Annotated in this window: 2 protein-coding genes; both read left to right on the plus strand. The window is 56.8% G+C overall.

All coding sequences use genetic code 11. The annotated features are described in order from the left end of the window. The gene (locus SP99_RS02355) at positions 1-16,242 is read left to right on the plus strand and encodes an Ig-like domain-containing protein (protein WP_047957625.1); all 16,242 of its coding nucleotides are present in this window, start codon (positions 1-3) and stop codon (positions 16,240-16,242) included. Further along, positions 16,239-19,595: an Ig-like domain-containing protein gene (locus SP99_RS23015; protein WP_053060130.1), complete on the plus strand. Its 3,357-nt coding sequence runs from the start codon at positions 16,239-16,241 to the stop codon at positions 19,593-19,595. Before SP99_RS02355 ends, SP99_RS23015 begins: the two co-directional genes overlap by 4 nt. Positions 19,596-19,630 lie beyond the last annotated feature (35 nt).

The raw sequence follows: 19,630 nt of genomic DNA on the forward strand, positions 1-19,630 counted from the left end.
ATGAGCAATACTATTTTTGTAAATAATGATTCTGTTGTTGATTTACAACAGTACGGTAAAATGGAAAATGCCAAAGTTGTCATTAGTGGGACCGACTTTAAGTTTATTTTCCCAGGTAATAAAGAGGTTAACGTTGTTAACGGCGCCCTCTTTTCGAGCCTCGATAAAAATAGCGTAACCTTTAAGTTTCAGGGGACAATTATTTCTGGTCAGGACCTCCTGAAATCAGTTGACCTGAGTAATCTGGAACTGGAAAGACTTGACTCTGCATTATCGGACCAGCGTCAAGAGCATGTCCTTAAAGATAATATCGGTAAGCTAAGTGACGTTGACGCCAAAAGCATTGAAGAGGCGAAAAAAGAGGCCGCGCAGCTGAAACAAGAAGCTGAGAAAATGCGTGCTGAAGCCGAAGAAGCCCGAAAAGCATCAGAGGATGTTGAGCGACAGCTTGAAGAGTTTCTCAATGACAAAGCCCAAAATAACACGCAGAACGGGGCTACACCTCAGTCCGACATTGAAGGGCAGGAAGGGGGAAACCTCTATAAAAAGAAATATGTTGATGAGTCCGTAGCGGAAGCCAGCCGCTTACAATTCTCAGATTATTCATCCAGTTCATCGAGTTCGTCCAGTTCGAAGTCCTCCGATTCGACGCCTGTTGATCAAAAGCCCATTGATATTTCGTTGAAACTGGATGAGGCGAGTGACTCCGGCACCAAAAATGACAATATCACGAATATCACCACTCCACTCTTTGTGGGCTCCACTGAACCGGGTTTAACGGTCGCTTTGCGTATTGATGGTATTGTTGTTGCCGTTACGGTGGCCGATGCCATGGGGAATTTCTCTTTCACCTCCTCATTTTTGCCGGATGGCGAACACACTGTTCAGGTTGATGTCTCCGATGGCAAAGGCGGCTCCGGTAGCGCCAAAATTCTGGTGACCATTGATACCACCATTGAGGCTCCAACCTTCGAGCTTGACGATCAATATGCTATTCCTGAGGCGGACAGAATTGAGGGCGAGAACCTGACCCGATTTAGCAATGCGAAAATTGTCGGGGAAGCTGAAGCTGGTTCGCAGGTAAGTATCTACACGAATGGTCATTTACTGGCTACGGTCACGGTAGATTCGAAGGGACAATGGTCTTATCAGTTCAGCGGCTCAGAGCTCAGCGAAGGTATCAACAACATTGACATCGTCGCAACCGATAAAGCAGGAAATAGCGCGACGACCAGCGGCATGATTACGCTGGATACCATCCCTCCGGAAACGCCGATCATTCTTCTTGATGAAGCCAGCGATACCGGTATGTCGCAGGATGACCATCTGACCAATGATAAAACCCCTACCTTGCATGGTAGTGCAGAGCCAAATTCAACGATTGAGTTGTATCTGAATGGCTATAAAGTCGCCGATGTTGCGGTGGATGCCATGGGGAACTGGTCATATACCCTACCCGATAATAAAATCACGAAAGATGGCGATTATACCATTCAGGTGGTGGCTTCCGATCGTGCCGGTAATACCTCTTCGGCGACGCTTGATATAACGGTAGATACGAATATTGACGCCTTTTCACTGTCGATGAACAGTCAATCTGACAGCGGCATAGCGGGCGATAATTACACCAACAACGTGCATCCGTCATTTACGGGTAAAACCGATCCTTCGAGTCATATCGTCATCACCAACTTAATGACCGGGGAAACGATTGAGATTGACGCCTCACAAAGCGGTAACTTCAGCTTTACCCTCGCGCAGGCTTCCGTTGAAGGTAATAACGAACTGTCGATCACCGTCACGGATTATGCGGGCAACCAGCAAACATTCACCTATGAATACACGATTGATACGATACCTCCTGCTGCCCCTACGCTTGAGTTGGATAATTTCGTCGTCTCACTCTCCGGTGATATTCTGACCAACGACACCACACCGGCGTTCACCGGCAAGGCTGAACCAGGCAGTACGGTGATTATCTATATTGATGGTAAAGCCTATGGTTCGGTGACCGCTGGTGCTGATGGTAGCTGGTCCTTTACGATGCCGTCCTCTATGGCAGACGGAAATCATACCGCCACGGCTTATGCCCAGGATCTCGCAGGTAATATTTCCCCTTCGTCTGCCGAGTATACCTTCAACATTGATACTGGAACCCTGGCTCCTTCGGCAAACTTGCTGGCTGAGGATGATACAGGCATCAGTCAGACTGACTGGATTACCCGGCAAAACGACAATCTTTCGATTGTCGGTACGGCGGAAAAGTACGCCACCATTGTTTTGAAAGTTGACGGTAAAGTCATCGGCACCACGCGGGCGGACGCGAACGGCAACTGGCAGTTTGAATATGACCCTAACCCAGCGCTTTCTGACGGCGATTATAAGCTCACCATTGAGGCTCGCGATGAAGTCGGTAATACAGCGAGCAGCACCTATGAGTTAGTCATCGATACGATCACCGTAACACCTTCGGTACAACTGGATGCAGCATCCGATACGGGCTCATCCAGCAATGACGGCATAACAAAGGATACCCACCCGTTACTGACGGGGACGGCTGAAGCGAATGCCACCGTTGAGATTTATATTGATGGCAAACTGGTCGGCCAGGTTGTTGCTGATAAAAATGGCATCTGGAATTATCGGGTGCCGGAAGGCCAAAGCCTGTCTGATGGCGATCACAGTGTGATGGTGAAAGCGACGGATACGGCGGGTAACAGCGCTAACTCCACAACAATGACCGTCACTGTCGATAGCGTCATTGATACACCAACCATTCAGCTGGACAGTGACAGTGGGGCGAGCTCCACGGATCGTATCACCAATAGTACGTTGCCTACTTTCTCCGGCACAGCTGAAGCCTTCTCTACCATTACGATTTATGAAGACGGGAAGGCGATTGGTAAAGCGACTGCGGATGCAAACGGCAAATGGACCTATACCCTCACAGCATCGCAAGTACTGGCCGATGGTAGTTACATTTTCTCCATCACTGCCACGGACGTAGCGGGCAATACCGCCTCTTCTGAAAAAATTCAGGTCACTATTGATACCTGGGTAACAACGCCTGTGGTTGATCTGGCGGATTCGTCAGACACGGGCAGCAGCGGCACCGATAATATCACCCGTGATACAACACCGACCTTCACTTTTAGCAATATCGATGCCGATGTGGTTGATGTTCAGGTATCCATTAATGGCACGATGTACACGGTTCAGAAAGTGGGTGGCGTCTGGCAATTTACCGCGCCAGAACTTCCGGAAGGTGACTATAGCATTATTGTTCAGGTAACGGACAACGCGGGTAACACGAAGTCCTCGGCGGCGCTCTCCTTCACGGTGGACACCAGCGTCTCCCTCCCTGTGATCATCCTCAACGACGATACCGGTACCCTGGGCGACAACCAGACCAACGTCACTACTCCGGGCTTTGCCATCACTGCGGATCCTGATGTGGTGACCGTGATGGTCAGCATCGATGGCGGTGTGCCGGTGGCAGCGACGAAGGGCGCAGATGGGAAGTGGCATATCACCAGCAGCACGCTGACGGACGGCGATCACATCCTCAGCGTGACGGTGACCGATGTGGCGGGTAACACCGCGACCTCGTCGCTGGACTTCACCGTGGATACCACCCTGTCGGTACCGACCATTGACCTGACGGACACGTCCGACACGGGCAGCAGCGCCACGGACAATATTACCCGCGACAATACCCCGGCTTTCACGCTGGGCAATATCGACGCGGATGTCGTCACGGTACAGGTGCTGATTAACGGCACGGCGTATGACGCCGAATGGGTGAATGGTCAGTGGACCTTCACTGCGCCAGAGTTGCCAGACGGTGAGTACAGCATCACCGTGCAGGTAACGGACGATGCGGGCAACACGAAGAGCTCCGCCGCCCTGAATGTGACCGTCGATACCGTAACCGCGGCGCCGGTCATCACTCTCAGCGATGATACCGGCGTTCAGGATGATAACCAGACCAACGACACCACCCCGGGCTTTGCCATTACCACGGACGCCGATGCGGTGACCGTGATGGTCAGCATCGACGGCGGCGCGCCGGTGGCGGCGACGAAAGATGCAGACGGGAAGTGGCATATTGACAGTTCCGCGCTGAACGACGGCGAGCATACGATTGTGGCGACCGTAACCGATGCGGCGGGCAATACCGCCACCTCTGACACGTTAACCTTCACCGTGGACACCACCCTGTCGGTACCGACCATTGACCTGACGGATGCCTCCGACACGGGCAGCAGTACAGATAACATCACGCGAAACACCACCCCGGCCTTTACGCTGGGCAATATCGACGCGGATGTCGTCACGGTACAGGTGCTGATCAACGGCACGGCGTATGACGTCGAATGGGTGAATGGTCAGTGGACCTTCACTGCGCCGGAACTGGCGGACGGTGAGTACAGCATCACCGTGCAGGTGACCGATGACGCGGGCAACACCCGCACCTCCGCTGCGCTGGATGTGACCGTAGATACCGTCACGGCCGCGCCGGTCATCACCCTCAGCGATGATACCGGCGTTCAGGGTGATAACCAGACCAACGACGCCACCCCGGGATTTGCCATCACCACGGATGCCGATGCGGTCACCGTGATGGTCAGCATCGACGGCGGTGCGCCGGTGGCGGCGACGAAAGATGCAGACGGGAAATGGCATATCGACAGCTCCGCGCTGAACGACGGCGAGCATACGGTTGTGGCGACCGTAACCGATGCGGCGGGCAATACCGCCACCTCTGACACGTTAACCTTCACCGTGGACACCACCCTGTCGGTACCGACCATTGACCTGACGGATGCCTCCGACACGGGCAGCAGTACAGATAACATCACGCGAAACACCACCCCGGCCTTTACGCTGGGCAATATCGACGCGGATGTCGTCACGGTACAGGTGCTGATCAACGGCACGGCGTATGACGTCGAATGGGTGAATGGTCAGTGGACCTTCACTGCGCCGGAACTGGCGGACGGTGAGTACAGCATCACCGTGCAGGTGACCGATGACGCGGGCAACACCCGCACCTCCGCTGCGCTGGATGTGACCGTAGATACCGTCACGGCCGCGCCGGTCATCACCCTCAGCGATGATACCGGCGTTCAGGGTGATAACCAGACCAACGACGCCACCCCGGGATTTGCCATCACCACGGATGCCGATGCGGTCACCGTGATGGTCAGCATCGACGGCGGTGCGCCGGTGGCGGCGACGAAAGATGCAGACGGGAAATGGCATATCGACAGCTCCGCGCTGAACGACGGCGAGCATACGGTTGTGGCGACCGTAACCGATGCGGCGGGCAATACCGCCACCTCTGACACGTTAACCTTCACCGTGGACACCACCCTGTCGGTACCGACCATTGACCTGACGGGCGCCTCCGACACGGGCAGCAGCGCCACGGACAATATCACCCGGGACAGTACCCCGACCTTTACGCTGGGCAATATCGACGCGGATGTCGTCAGGGTGCAGGTGTTGATCAACGGTACCGCGTATGACGCGCAGAAAGTAAATGGCCAGTGGACCTTCACTGCGCCGGAACTGGCGGACGGCGAGTACAGCATCACCGTGCAGGTAACGGACGATGCAGGCAACACGAAAAGCTCCGCCGCGCTGGATGTGACCATTGATACCGTCACGGCTGAGCCGGTTATCACCCTGAGTGATGATACCGGTACTCAGGGCGATAACCAGACTAACGTCACCACCCCGGGCTTTGCCATCACCACGGATGCCGATGCGGTCACCGTAATGGTGAGCATCGACGGCGGCGCGCCGGTAGCGGCGACGAAAGACGCGGACGGGAAGTGGCGCATCACCAGCGGCGAACTGAGCGATGGCGATCACACCATTAGTGTCACCGTGACCGATGTGGCGGGTAACACCGCGACCTCATCTCTGACCTTTAACGTGGATACTGCCCTCTCGGTGCCGACGGTCGACCTGACCGATCAGTCAGACAGTGGTATCAGTCCAACGGATAATATCACCAACGACAATACCCCGACCTTCACGCTGGGCAATATCGACGCGGATGTCGTCAGGGTGAAGGTGCTGATTAACGGCACGGCCTATGACGCGCAGAAAGTCGACGGCCAGTGGACCTTTACCGCGCCGGTCCTGGCAGACGGAGAATACAGCATCACCGTGCAGGTAACGGATGATGCGGGCAACACGAAGAGCTCCGCCGCGCTGGATGTGACCATCGATACCACCACAATGGTGCCGGTCATTACCCTGAGTGATGATACCGGTACCCTGGGGGATAATCAGACCAGCGACACCGCCCCGGGCTTTGCCATCACCACCGGTACGGATGTGATCAGAGTGATGGTGAGCATCGACGGCGGCGCGCCGGTGGCGGCGACGAAGGACGCGGACGGGCAATGGCACATCACCAGCGGCGAACTGAGCGATGGCGATCACACCATCAGCGTGACGGTGACCGACGTGGCGGGCAATACGGCATCCTCTTACCTGGCGTTTAACGTGGACACCACCCTGTCAATTCCGACGGTGGATCTGTCCGATGCCAGCGATACGGGCAGTAGCAGCACAGATAATATCACCCGCGACAATACGCCGGCCTTTACGCTGGGCAATATCGACGCGGATGTCGTCACGGTGCAGGTGCTGATTAACGGCACGGCGTATGACGCGCAGAAGGTGGACGGTCAGTGGACCTTTACCGCGCCGGAGCTGGCGGACGGAGAATATACCGTAACCGTGCAGGTAACGGACGATGCGGGCAACACGAAGAGCTCCGCCGCGCTGAATGTGACCATCGATACCGTCACGGCAGAACCGGTTATCACCCTGAGTGATGACACCGGCGTGGCAGGCGATAACCAGACTAACGTCACCACCCCGGGCTTTGCCATCACCACGGATGCCGATGCGGTGACCGTGATGGTCAGCATTGATGGCGGCGCGCCGGTGGCGGCGACGAAAGACGCGGACGGGCAGTGGCATATTAACAGCAAGGATCTGGCAGACGGCGAGCACAGCGTCAGCGTGACGGTGACTGACGTGGCGGGTAACACCGCGACCTCGTCGCTGGACTTCACCGTGGACACCACCCTGTCGGTACCGACTATTGACCTGACGGACGCGTCCGATACGGGCAGCAGCGCCACGGACAATATTACCCGGGACAGCACCCCGACCTTTACGCTGGGCAATATCGACGCGGATGTCGTCAGGGTGCAGGTGCTGATTAACGGCACGGCGTATGACGCGCAAAAGGTGGACGGCCAGTGGCAGTTCACCGCGCCGGAGCTGGCGGACGGTGAATACAGCATCACCGTGCAAGTAACGGACGATGCGGGCAACATCCGCACCTCCGCCGCGCGGGAGGTGACCGTAGATACCGTCACGGCCGTACCGGTCATCACTCTCAGCGATGATACCGGCGTTCAGGGTGATAACCAGACCAACGACGCCACCCCGGGCTTTGCCATTACCACGGATGCCGATGCGGTGACCGTGATGGTGAGTATCGACGGCGGCGCGCCGGTGGCGGCGACGAAAGACGCGGACGGGAAGTGGCATATCGACAGCAAGGAGCTGGCGGACGGCGAGCATACGGTTGTGGCGACCGTAACCGATGCGGCGGGCAATACCGCCACCTCTGACACGTTAACCTTCACCGTGGACACCACCCTGTCGGTACCGACCATTGACCTGACGGATGCCTCCGACACGGGCAGCAGTACAGATAACATCACGCGAAACACCACCCCGGCCTTTACGCTGGGCAATATCGACGCGGATGTCGTCACGGTACAGGTGCTGATCAACGGCACGGCGTATGACGTCGAATGGGTGAATGGTCAGTGGACCTTCACTGCGCCGGAACTGGCGGACGGTGAGTACAGCATCACCGTGCAGGTGACCGATGACGCGGGCAACACCCGCACCTCCGCTGCGCTGGATGTGACCGTAGATACCGTCACGGCCGCGCCGGTCATCACCCTCAGCGATGATACCGGCGTTCAGGGTGATAACCAGACCAACGACGCCACCCCGGGATTTGCCATCACCACGGATGCCGATGCGGTCACCGTGATGGTCAGCATCGACGGCGGTGCGCCGGTGGCGGCGACGAAAGATGCAGACGGGAAATGGCATATCGACAGCTCCGCGCTGAACGACGGCGAGCATACGGTTGTGGCGACCGTAACCGATGCGGCGGGCAATACCGCCACCTCTGACACGTTAACCTTCACCGTGGACACCACCCTGTCGGTACCGACCATTGACCTGACGGGCGCCTCCGACACGGGCAGCAGCGCCACGGACAATATCACCCGGGACAGTACCCCGACCTTTACGCTGGGCAATATCGACGCGGATGTCGTCAGGGTGCAGGTGTTGATCAACGGTACCGCGTATGACGCGCAGAAAGTAAATGGCCAGTGGACCTTCACTGCGCCGGAACTGGCGGACGGCGAGTACAGCATCACCGTGCAGGTAACGGACGATGCAGGCAACACGAAAAGCTCCGCCGCGCTGGATGTGACCATTGATACCGTCACGGCTGAGCCGGTTATCACCCTGAGTGATGATACCGGTACTCAGGGCGATAACCAGACTAACGTCACCACCCCGGGCTTTGCCATCACCACGGATGCCGATGCGGTCACCGTAATGGTGAGCATCGACGGCGGCGCGCCGGTAGCGGCGACGAAAGACGCGGACGGGAAGTGGCGCATCACCAGCGGCGAACTGAGCGATGGCGATCACACCATTAGTGTCACCGTGACCGATGTGGCGGGTAACACCGCGACCTCATCTCTGACCTTTAACGTGGATACTGCCCTCTCGGTGCCGACGGTCGACCTGACCGATCAGTCAGACAGTGGTATCAGTCCAACGGATAATATCACCAACGACAATACCCCGACCTTCACGCTGGGCAATATCGACGCGGATGTCGTCAGGGTGAAGGTGCTGATTAACGGCACGGCCTATGACGCGCAGAAAGTCGACGGCCAGTGGACCTTTACCGCGCCGGTCCTGGCAGACGGAGAATACAGCATCACCGTGCAGGTAACGGATGATGCGGGCAACACGAAGAGCTCCGCCGCGCTGGATGTGACCATCGATACCACCACAATGGTGCCGGTCATTACCCTGAGTGATGATACCGGTACCCTGGGGGATAATCAGACCAGCGACACCGCCCCGGGCTTTGCCATCACCACCGGTACGGATGTGATCAGAGTGATGGTGAGCATCGACGGCGGCGCGCCGGTGGCGGCGACGAAGGACGCGGACGGGCAATGGCACATCACCAGCGGCGAACTGAGCGATGGCGATCACACCATCAGCGTGACGGTGACCGACGTGGCGGGCAATACGGCATCCTCTTACCTGGCGTTTAACGTGGACACCACCCTGTCAATTCCGACGGTGGATCTGTCCGATGCCAGCGATACGGGCAGTAGCAGCACAGATAATATCACCCGCGACAATACGCCGGCCTTTACGCTGGGCAATATCGACGCGGATGTCGTCACGGTGCAGGTGCTGATTAACGGCACGGCGTATGACGCGCAGAAGGTGGACGGTCAGTGGACCTTTACCGCGCCGGAGCTGGCGGACGGAGAATATACCGTAACCGTGCAGGTAACGGACGATGCGGGCAACACGAAGAGCTCCGCCGCGCTGAATGTGACCATCGATACCGTCACGGCAGAACCGGTTATCACCCTGAGTGATGACACCGGCGTGGCAGGCGATAACCAGACTAACGTCACCACCCCGGGCTTTGCCATCACCACGGATGCCGATGCGGTGACCGTGATGGTCAGCATTGATGGCGGCGCGCCGGTGGCGGCGACGAAAGACGCGGACGGGCAGTGGCATATTAACAGCAAGGATCTGGCAGACGGCGAGCACAGCGTCAGCGTGACGGTGACTGACGTGGCGGGTAACACCGCGACCTCGTCGCTGGACTTCACCGTGGACACCACCCTGTCGGTACCGACTATTGACCTGACGGACGCGTCCGATACGGGCAGCAGCGCCACGGACAATATTACCCGGGACAGCACCCCGACCTTTACGCTGGGCAATATCGACGCGGATGTCGTCAGGGTGCAGGTGCTGATTAACGGCACGGCGTATGACGCGCAAAAGGTGGACGGCCAGTGGCAGTTCACCGCGCCGGAGCTGGCGGACGGTGAATACAGCATCACCGTGCAAGTAACGGACGATGCGGGCAACATCCGCACCTCCGCCGCGCGGGAGGTGACCGTAGATACCGTCACGGCCGTACCGGTCATCACTCTCAGCGATGATACCGGCGTTCAGGGTGATAACCAGACCAACGACGCCACCCCGGGCTTTGCCATTACCACGGATGCCGATGCGGTGACCGTGATGGTGAGTATCGACGGCGGCGCGCCGGTGGCGGCGACGAAAGACGCGGACGGGAAGTGGCATATCGACAGCAAGGAGCTGGCGGACGGCGAGCATACGGTTGTGGCGACCGTAACCGATGCGGCGGGCAATACCGCCACCTCTGACACGTTAACCTTCACCGTGGACACCACCCTGTCGGTACCGACCATTGACCTGACGGATGCCTCCGACACGGGCAGCAGTACAGATAACATCACGCGAAACACCACCCCGGCCTTTACGCTGGGCAATATCGACGCGGATGTCGTCACGGTACAGGTGCTGATCAACGGCACGGCGTATGACGTCGAATGGGTGAATGGTCAGTGGACCTTCACTGCGCCGGAACTGGCGGACGGTGAGTACAGCATCACCGTGCAGGTGACCGATGACGCGGGCAACACCCGCACCTCCGCTGCGCTGGATGTGACCGTAGATACCGTCACGGCCGCGCCGGTCATCACCCTCAGCGATGATACCGGCGTTCAGGGTGATAACCAGACCAACGACGCCACCCCGGGATTTGCCATCACCACGGATGCCGATGCGGTCACCGTGATGGTCAGCATCGACGGCGGTGCGCCGGTGGCGGCGACGAAAGATGCAGACGGGAAATGGCATATCGACAGCTCCGCGCTGAACGACGGCGAGCATACGGTTGTGGCGACCGTAACCGATGCGGCGGGCAATACCGCCACCTCTGACACGTTAACCTTCACCGTGGACACCACCCTGTCGGTCCCGACCATTGATCTGGATGCTAACTCCGACACGGGCGGCAGCGACACGGACAACATCACCCGGGACAGCACCCCGACCTTTACGCTGGGCAATATCGACGCGGATGTCGTCAGCGTACAGGTGCTGATTAACGGTACGGCGTATGACGCCGTACTGGTGGGAGGCAAGTGGACCTTCACTGCGCCGGCGCTGGCGGACGGGGAATATACCGTAACCGTACAGGTGACGGACGATGCGGGCAATACGAAGAGCTCAGCCGCGCTGGATGTGACCATTGATACCGCCACAATGGTGCCGGTTATCACCCTGAGCGATGATACCGGTACCCCGGGCGATAACCAGACTAACGTCACCACCCCGGGCTTTGTCATCACCACGGATGCCGATGCGGTGACCGTGATGGTGAGCATCGACGGCGGCGCGCCGGTGGCGGCGACGAAAGACGCGGACGGGCAGTGGCATATTAACAGCAAGGTGCTGGCGGACGGCGAGCACACCCTCAGCGTGACGGTGACCGACGTGGCAGGTAACACCGTGACCTCGTCGCTGGACTTCACCGTGGACACCACCCTGTCGATCCCGACCATTGACCTGACGGACACGTCCGACACGGGCAGCAGCGCCACGGACAATATCACCCGGGACAGTACCCCGAACTTTACGCTGGATAACATTGACGCGGATGTCGTCACGGTGAAGGTACTGATTAACGGCACGGCGTATGACGCGCAGAAGGTGGACGGTCAGTGGCAGTTCACCGCGCCGGAGCTGGCAGACGGTGAATACAGCATCACCGTGCAGGTAACGGACGATGCGGGCAACACGAAGAGCTCCACCGCGCTGGATGTGACCGTCGATACTGTTACCGCGGTGCCAGTTATCACCCTCAGCGATGATACCGGTACGCCTGGCGAGAACCAGACGAACGACGCCACCCCGGGCTTTACCATCACCACCGACCGCGATGCGGTCACCGTAATGGTGAGCATCGACGGCGGCGCGCCGGTAGCGGCGACGAAAGATGCAGACGGGCAGTGGCATATTAAGAGCAAGGATCTGGCGGACGGCGAGCACAGCATCAGCGTGACGGTCACTGACGTGGCAGGCAACACCGCGACCTCGTCGCTGGATTTCACCGTGGATTCCACCCTGTCGGTACCCACTATCGATCTTACGGACGCCTCCGATACGGGCAGTAGCGCCACGGACAACATTACCCGCGACAGTACCCCGACCTTTACGCTGGGCAATATCGACGCGGATGTCGTTACGGTGAAGGTGCTGATTAACGGCACGGCGTATGACGCACAGAAAGTGGACGGCCAGTGGACCTTCACCGCGCCGGTCCTGGCAGACGGTGAATACAGCATCACCGTGCAGGTAACGGACGATGCGGGCAACACGAAGAGCTCCGCCGCGCTGAATGTGACCATCGATACCGTCACGGCAGAACCGGTTATCACCCTGAGTGATGACACCGGCGTGGCAGGCGATAACCAGACTAACGTCACCACCCCGGGCTTTGCCATCACCACGGATGCCGATGCGGTGACCGTGATGGTCAGCATTGACGGCGGCGCGCCTGTGGCGGCGACGAAAGACGCGGACGGGCAGTGGCATATTAAGAGCAAGGAGCTGGCGGACGGCGAGCACAGCGTCAGCGTGACGGTGACTGACGTGGCAGGTAACACCGCGACCTCGTCGCTGGACTTCACCGTGGACACCACCCTGTCGGTCCCGACCCTCGATCTGGCGGACGCCTCCGACACGGGCAGCAGCAGTACAGATAACATCACCCGGGACAGCACCCCGACCTTCACGCTGGGTAACATTGACGCGGATGTCGTCAGGGTGCAGGTGCTGATCAACGGTACCGCGTATGACGTGCAGAAGGAGGACGGCCAGTGGACCTTCACCGCGCCGGCGCTGGCGGACGGGGAATACAGCATCACCGTACAGGTGACGGACGACGCGGGTAACACGAAGCGTTCCGCCGCGCTGGATGTGACCATTGATACCGTCACGGCCGCGCCGGTCATCACTCTCAGCGATGATACCGGCACGCCGGGCGATAACCAGACGAACGACGCCACCCCGGGCTTTGCCATCACCACCGACCGCGATGCGGTCACCGTAATGGTGAGCATTGACGGCGGTGCGCCGGTGACGGCGACGAAAGATGCAGACGGAAAGTGGCAAATTAACAGCAAGGAGCTGGCAGACGGCGATCACAGCATCAGCGTGACGGTGACCGATGTGGCGGGTAACACCGCGACCTCGTCGCTGGACTTCACCGTGGACACCACCCTGTCGGTACCCACTATCGATCTGACGGACGCCTCCGATACGGGCAGCAGCGCCACGGACAACATTACCCGCGACAATACCCCGACCTTTACGCTGGGCAATATCGACGCGGATGTCGTCAGCGTGCAGGTGCTGATTAACGGCACCGCGTATGATGCCGTACTGGTGGGGGGTAAGTGGACCTTCACCGCGCCGACGCTGGCGGACGGGGAATATACCGTCACCGTGCAGGTGACGGACGATGCGGGCAATACGAAGAGTTCGGCTGCGCTGGATATGACTATCGATACCGCCATCTCGGAGCCAGTGATTACCCTGAATGAGGATACTGGCGTACCGGGAGACAAGCAGACTAACGTCAATTTGCCAACCTTTAATATCCATACTGATGCGGATGCGCTCAGCGTCATGGTCAGTATCGATGGCGGCACGCCAGTGGCGGCGACAAAGGATGCGGCCGGTGAATGGCATATTGCATCAGGGAAACTGCTGGATGGCGATCACAGCATCAGCGTGACGGTGACAGATGTGGCGGGCAACACCGCGACCTCGTCCCAGACCTTCACCGTGGATACCACCCTGTCGGTCCCGACCATCGATTTGACTGACGCGTCCGACACGGGTAGCAGCGCCACGGACAACATTACCCGCGACAATACCCCGGCCTTCACGCTGGGCAATATCGATGCGGACGTGACGGAAGTGCAGGTGCTGATTAACGGCACGGCATACAACGCGCAGAAGGTGGACGGTCAGTGGACCTTCACCGCGCCGGAACTGGCGGACGGCGATTACAGCATAACGGTCAGGGTCACTGATGATGCAGGAAATATCGCGACCTCTACCGCGCTGAATATCACCATCGATACGGTTGTTGCGCCGGTCACGATTACCCTTGATAAGGATTCGGATACCGGAAGTAGCTCAACAGACCGCTATACCTCGGATACGACCCCAACATTCACGTTCGGCAATATTCCAAACGATGTGGCGAGTATTACCCTGACGTTAAGTAACGGGAAAGAATACGTTGTTGATCTGAGCAAAGGTTCCTCCTTTACCCTGCCTGATGAGCTGGCCGACGGTGCCTGGACGGCGACGGTGACGGTTGTCGATATCGCAGGCAACAGTGCTGAAAGCCAGTACAACTTCACGATTGATACCACTGTCGCTAAACCAACGGTAGATCTTGTCGCCGGGTCCGATTCCGGAGACAGCCAGACCGATAATCTGACGAATGTCACCAGGCCTCAGTTCCAGATGGGGGCCATTGACGTTAACGACTGTGACACCATCACTATTGTGATCCGCAGCAGCGACGGTTCATTTGAAGAAAGCTGGAGCGTGGCCGCAGCGGACTATAAGCAGGGACTCTGGACGTGTCCGGTGAATCTGGGGGATGGAGAGTATCAGATCTCCGTCACCGTGAAAGACGTAGCGGGTAACCAGCAGACATCCGATGCCCTTAACTTCGAGATTGATACCAAAACGGCCATCAACAATATTCAACTGCTGGATGACACCGGATCAAGCACAACGGATGGCCAGACCAATGTGAATACCCCGGCGTTCTCCATCAGCGTGCCCGCAGACGTCACGCACGTGGTGATCATGATTGATGGTAAAGCTGCGGGCAATGCGTCAAAGCAGGCGGATGGCACCTGGCACTTCACGGCTTCAGAGCTGACAGATGGCGCCCATACACTCTCTGTCGTTGTCACGGATAAGGCAGGGAACACCAGCCAGCAGGATAAGACGTTTACGGTCGATACCACGCTTTCTGTCCCGACATTATCGCTTGCGAGTGAAAGTGATTCGGGTTTCAGCAACTCGGATAATATTACTAACAACGTTCGTCCAACGTTCACGATTGGCAATATCGACAGCGATGTGGTCAGTGTCATGCTAACCATCAACGGTCAGTCGTGGCCTGTAACGATAACTGGCAACACGGGCACGTTCACCGTACCGGTTGATCTGCCTGACGGCATATGGCAAGCGCAACTGACCGTGACGGATGATGCAGGGAACACCCGCACGACAACCCTGTCGTTGACGATTGATACCGTCACCAGCGTAGACGCTATTGAGCTGCAAAGCGATACCGGCGTCCTTAACGACTGGATGACCAATGAGACGAAGCCGACCTTCGCGATCACGGCGCCTGCTGATGCGCAAAAGGTGACCGTCACGGTAGGTTCTGTGTCAGCAGAGGCTGTTTTCCGGGACGGTAAATGGATCGTGACGTTGCCGTCTGCTCTGAGCGATGGCGACTATACGCTGCACGTCACTGTAACGGATAAAGCCGGTAACACGGCCGATCGCGAACAGAATTTCACCATCGATACGACGCTTGAGCCGCTGACGGTTCATATGAGTGCGAAGGATGACAGCGGCGTTGCCGGTGATGATGTGACAAACAATACAATGCCTTCGTTTGAATTCAGCAATATCCCGGAGGATGTCTATAGCGTTGAGGTTATCCTGAATGGCGTAAGAACGCCCATTACCGTTCAGGCGGACGGAAGCTGGATCTTTACACCGGCGACGGCACTGGCCGACGGCGAGTACACGCTGCAGGCGATAGTCACCGATAAGGCCGGTAATCAGAGAACAACTTCGTACAGCTTTACCGTTGATACCACTGTTGATATCAATATGATTACCCTGACGAATGATACCGGGGATTCAGCAACGGACGGTATTACCAATGCCAGCCAGCCTGTTTTCGTGTCACCACCTCAGAGGATGTGATTAGCGTTACTGCGACCATTAACGGTATGCAGTGTACCGTGGTGAAAAATGCTAACGGAGAATGGACGGTAACGTCTCCTGTGCTCTCTACGTCCGGCGACTATACGCTGAACGTGACGGTAGAGGATGCGGCGGGGAATACCACGAGCAGTAGCAAAAAGATCACCTTCGATAACCAGTTATCGATGCCGGATATCGAGTTTGTCGCAGGGGATGATACGGGATATAACGCCGGTGACCACCTGACGGCTGAAAATAAACCGTCGTTTGTCATTACGAATATTGACAGCGATGTGACCTCCGTCATCGTTAAGCTGGACGGAAAATCTTCTACCTTAGTCAAGGATGCGAGCGGTAACTGGATTTTCACGCCGCCATCCTCTCTGGCGGATGGGACTTACGACCTGACGGTCGAGGTTCACGATCGTGCGGGAAATACCCAGACGAAGACGATGTCGTTTACCGTAGACACGACATTAACGACGCCGGTGATTGATCTGAGGGCGACATCGGATACCGGCGATAGCGCAGAAGACAATATCACATCAAACAAACGCCCTGAGTTTGTTATCTCTAACATTGACAGCGATATCTGGCAGGTTGTAGTTACGCTGAATGGTGTTGACTACCCTGTGACGAAGAACGCGCAGGGGGAGTGGGTATTCCAGCCCGCCGGGGATCTGGCTGACGGAGATTACACCATTGTGGTGACGGCGACGGATAAAGCCGGAAACGTCCGCGCCTCGGATCTGGACTTTACTGTCGATACCACTGTGACCATTGACAGCATTACCATGTCCGACGATACCGGTTATTTAGGTGATGATCGGCTGACCAATGACACGCTGCCGACATTTGATATCAGCGTGGCGGATGATGTTACCCATGTCTCGGTCACTCTGGACGGTGGTAGCGTTATTCTTCTCAGCAAAGTCAATGGCAAATGGGTTTATACGCCGGATGCTGCCCTATCTGACGGTGAGCACACGCTGGTGGTGACGGTAACCGACAAGGCCGGTAACACCGCGAATAGCAGCTTTACCTTTACGGTTGATACCACGCTTAATCCGGTGAGCATCGATCTGCGTGATGCGGATGATACCGGCAGCAGTTCGGCAGACAACTACACCAGTAACACCCGGCCGACCTTTGAATTTGGCTCGATCGATAAAGACGTGTATAGCCTGACGGTAACGTTAAACGGTAAACAGTATCATGTGGATTTAACCTCACTGCCGGTCAGTTTCACACCTGACCAGCCGCTGGTTGACGGCTGTTATACCCTGACAGCAACGGTGACGGATAAAGCGGGCAATACGAAAGAGTCTCAGCTTGTCTTCACGGTTGATACGCAGACATCCGTTTCGGTTGATTTTGTTGCAGGTGACGATACCGGATATTCGGATACCGATAATATCACCAGGAACAATGCGCCAACCTTTGAAGTCACAGTTCCTGCAGATGTAGTGTCAGTGACCGTTACGTTGAATGGACAGCCTTCCATTTTGTCGAAAGATGGATCGGGTCGCTGGTTATTTACGCCATCCACCCTGGCCGATGGTGAATATTCGTTGGTGGTATCGGTTGTCGATAAAGCGGGCAATACCGCCAGTACGACGCTGAGTTTTGAAGTTGATACCACATTAAATGTGCCGACGATTGATTTAGCGGCGGAGAGCGATACAGGCATATCCTCAAACGATCATTTAACCAATGATACGACACCGTTCTTTACGCTGAGTAATATCGATAGTGATGTACGCATGGTGACGGTGACGGTAAACAATAAAACATACAATGCCAGTTTGAAGGAGGGGGTATGGAGCTTCCAGCTGCCAGCTGCAGACGCGCTTGCTGATGGAACCTACAATATTACCATTAAGGCCGAAGACGACGCAGGAAATACTAAGTCAGCGTCAATGTCATTTACCGTCGATACAGTTTGTGCCGCCCCTGTGGTTACACTGGATGGCGCAAGCAACAGTGGGGATACTGCGGACAATATCACCAACGTAACATCCCCTGGTTTCAAAATCAGCGGCATACCTGATGATGTCGCCAGTATTAAGGTCAAGCTGGGTCAAAACACCTGGACACTGGATACGGATACCAGCGTGTGGCAACTGCCTACTAATCTGACCGATGGGGCTTATAACCTCATTGTCACCTTTACGGATAAGGCAGGAAATAGCAATTCAACAACCTATAACTTCGTTATTGATACCGTTATTTCGTCTCCTTCGGTTGTCTTACTGGATGACACCGGGCAAAGCGCAACGGATCTCCTGACCAACGTGTCTGCGCCGCGTTTACAGGTAAGCGCCGCTGAAGAGTTAACCAGGGTTACCGTCACGCTGGATGGTCACAGTCACGAGCTGCAGAAAAACGCGCAGGGAGAGTGGATCTTCACACCGGATGCGCTGGCAGACGGCACATGGACGGCGACTGTCAAAATGTATGATGCGGCGGGGAACAGTACGACCCAAACCATCACCTTCACTATTGATACCCAGATCCCGCAGCCGGGTATTGATATGGATGATGCCAGTGATTCCGGTATTAGCAATACGGATAACCTCACCAAAGATGCGCAGCCGACGTTTAACCTGTCGAATATTCCTCAGGATGTCGCAACCGTTTATGTCGAGATCAAGGGCGTAAAATACGCGGCAACGATGGGTGATAATGGCCAATGGACATTTACCCCGCCTTCGAAACTGGCGGACGGCGGCTATACGGCAAAAGTGATTGTCACCGACAAGGCGGGCAACACGGCTGACAGCAGCATGAACTTCACCATTGATACCACGATTGTCCTGTCGCTGAATCTTGCCGCAGCATCGGATACAGGGGTTTCGCAGACCGACCACCTGACCCGTGATACCTCGCCAACGTTTGGCGGCGTAACGGATAAGGATGCCACGCTGACGGTGACGGTCACTAACGATAAAGGTGAAGTCGTCCAGACGTTGACGTTATCGCCAGCGGCGGACGGCAGCTGGTCGACCACGCTCAACGATCTGGCTGACGGAACGTATACCATTACCGTCACGGCGGTTGATCGGGCCGGTAACAGCACCAATTCCAGCATCAATTTTGAAATTGATACGGTGGTGAATGCGCCGGGTGTCATGCTTAGCGCATCCGATCCGGAGAACAACCATGAAGCCCTGAGTCTGGCGCCGGAATTCAGCGGAACCGCCGAGCCGGGTTCAACGCTGTCGATCATTATTGACGGCGTCACCGTCGCCAGCGTGACGGTGGACAGTAATGGGGCCTGGGCATGGACGCCGCCGAGCGTACTGACATCCGGCGATCATGTGATAAGCGTCATTGCGACCGACAAAGCATGAAACGTTTCGCAGCCGACAGACTTTACCTTCATTAT

It is taken from the genome of Enterobacter sp. BIDMC92 (assembly GCF_001030225.1).
Taxonomy (GTDB): domain Bacteria; phylum Pseudomonadota; class Gammaproteobacteria; order Enterobacterales; family Enterobacteriaceae; genus Enterobacter; species Enterobacter sichuanensis.

Excerpts from the sequence above, each read along its gene's own strand:
- SP99_RS02355 (WP_047957625.1), top strand. The coding sequence starts at position 1 with ATGAGCAATACTATTTTTGTAAATAATGATTCTGTTGTTGATTTACAA.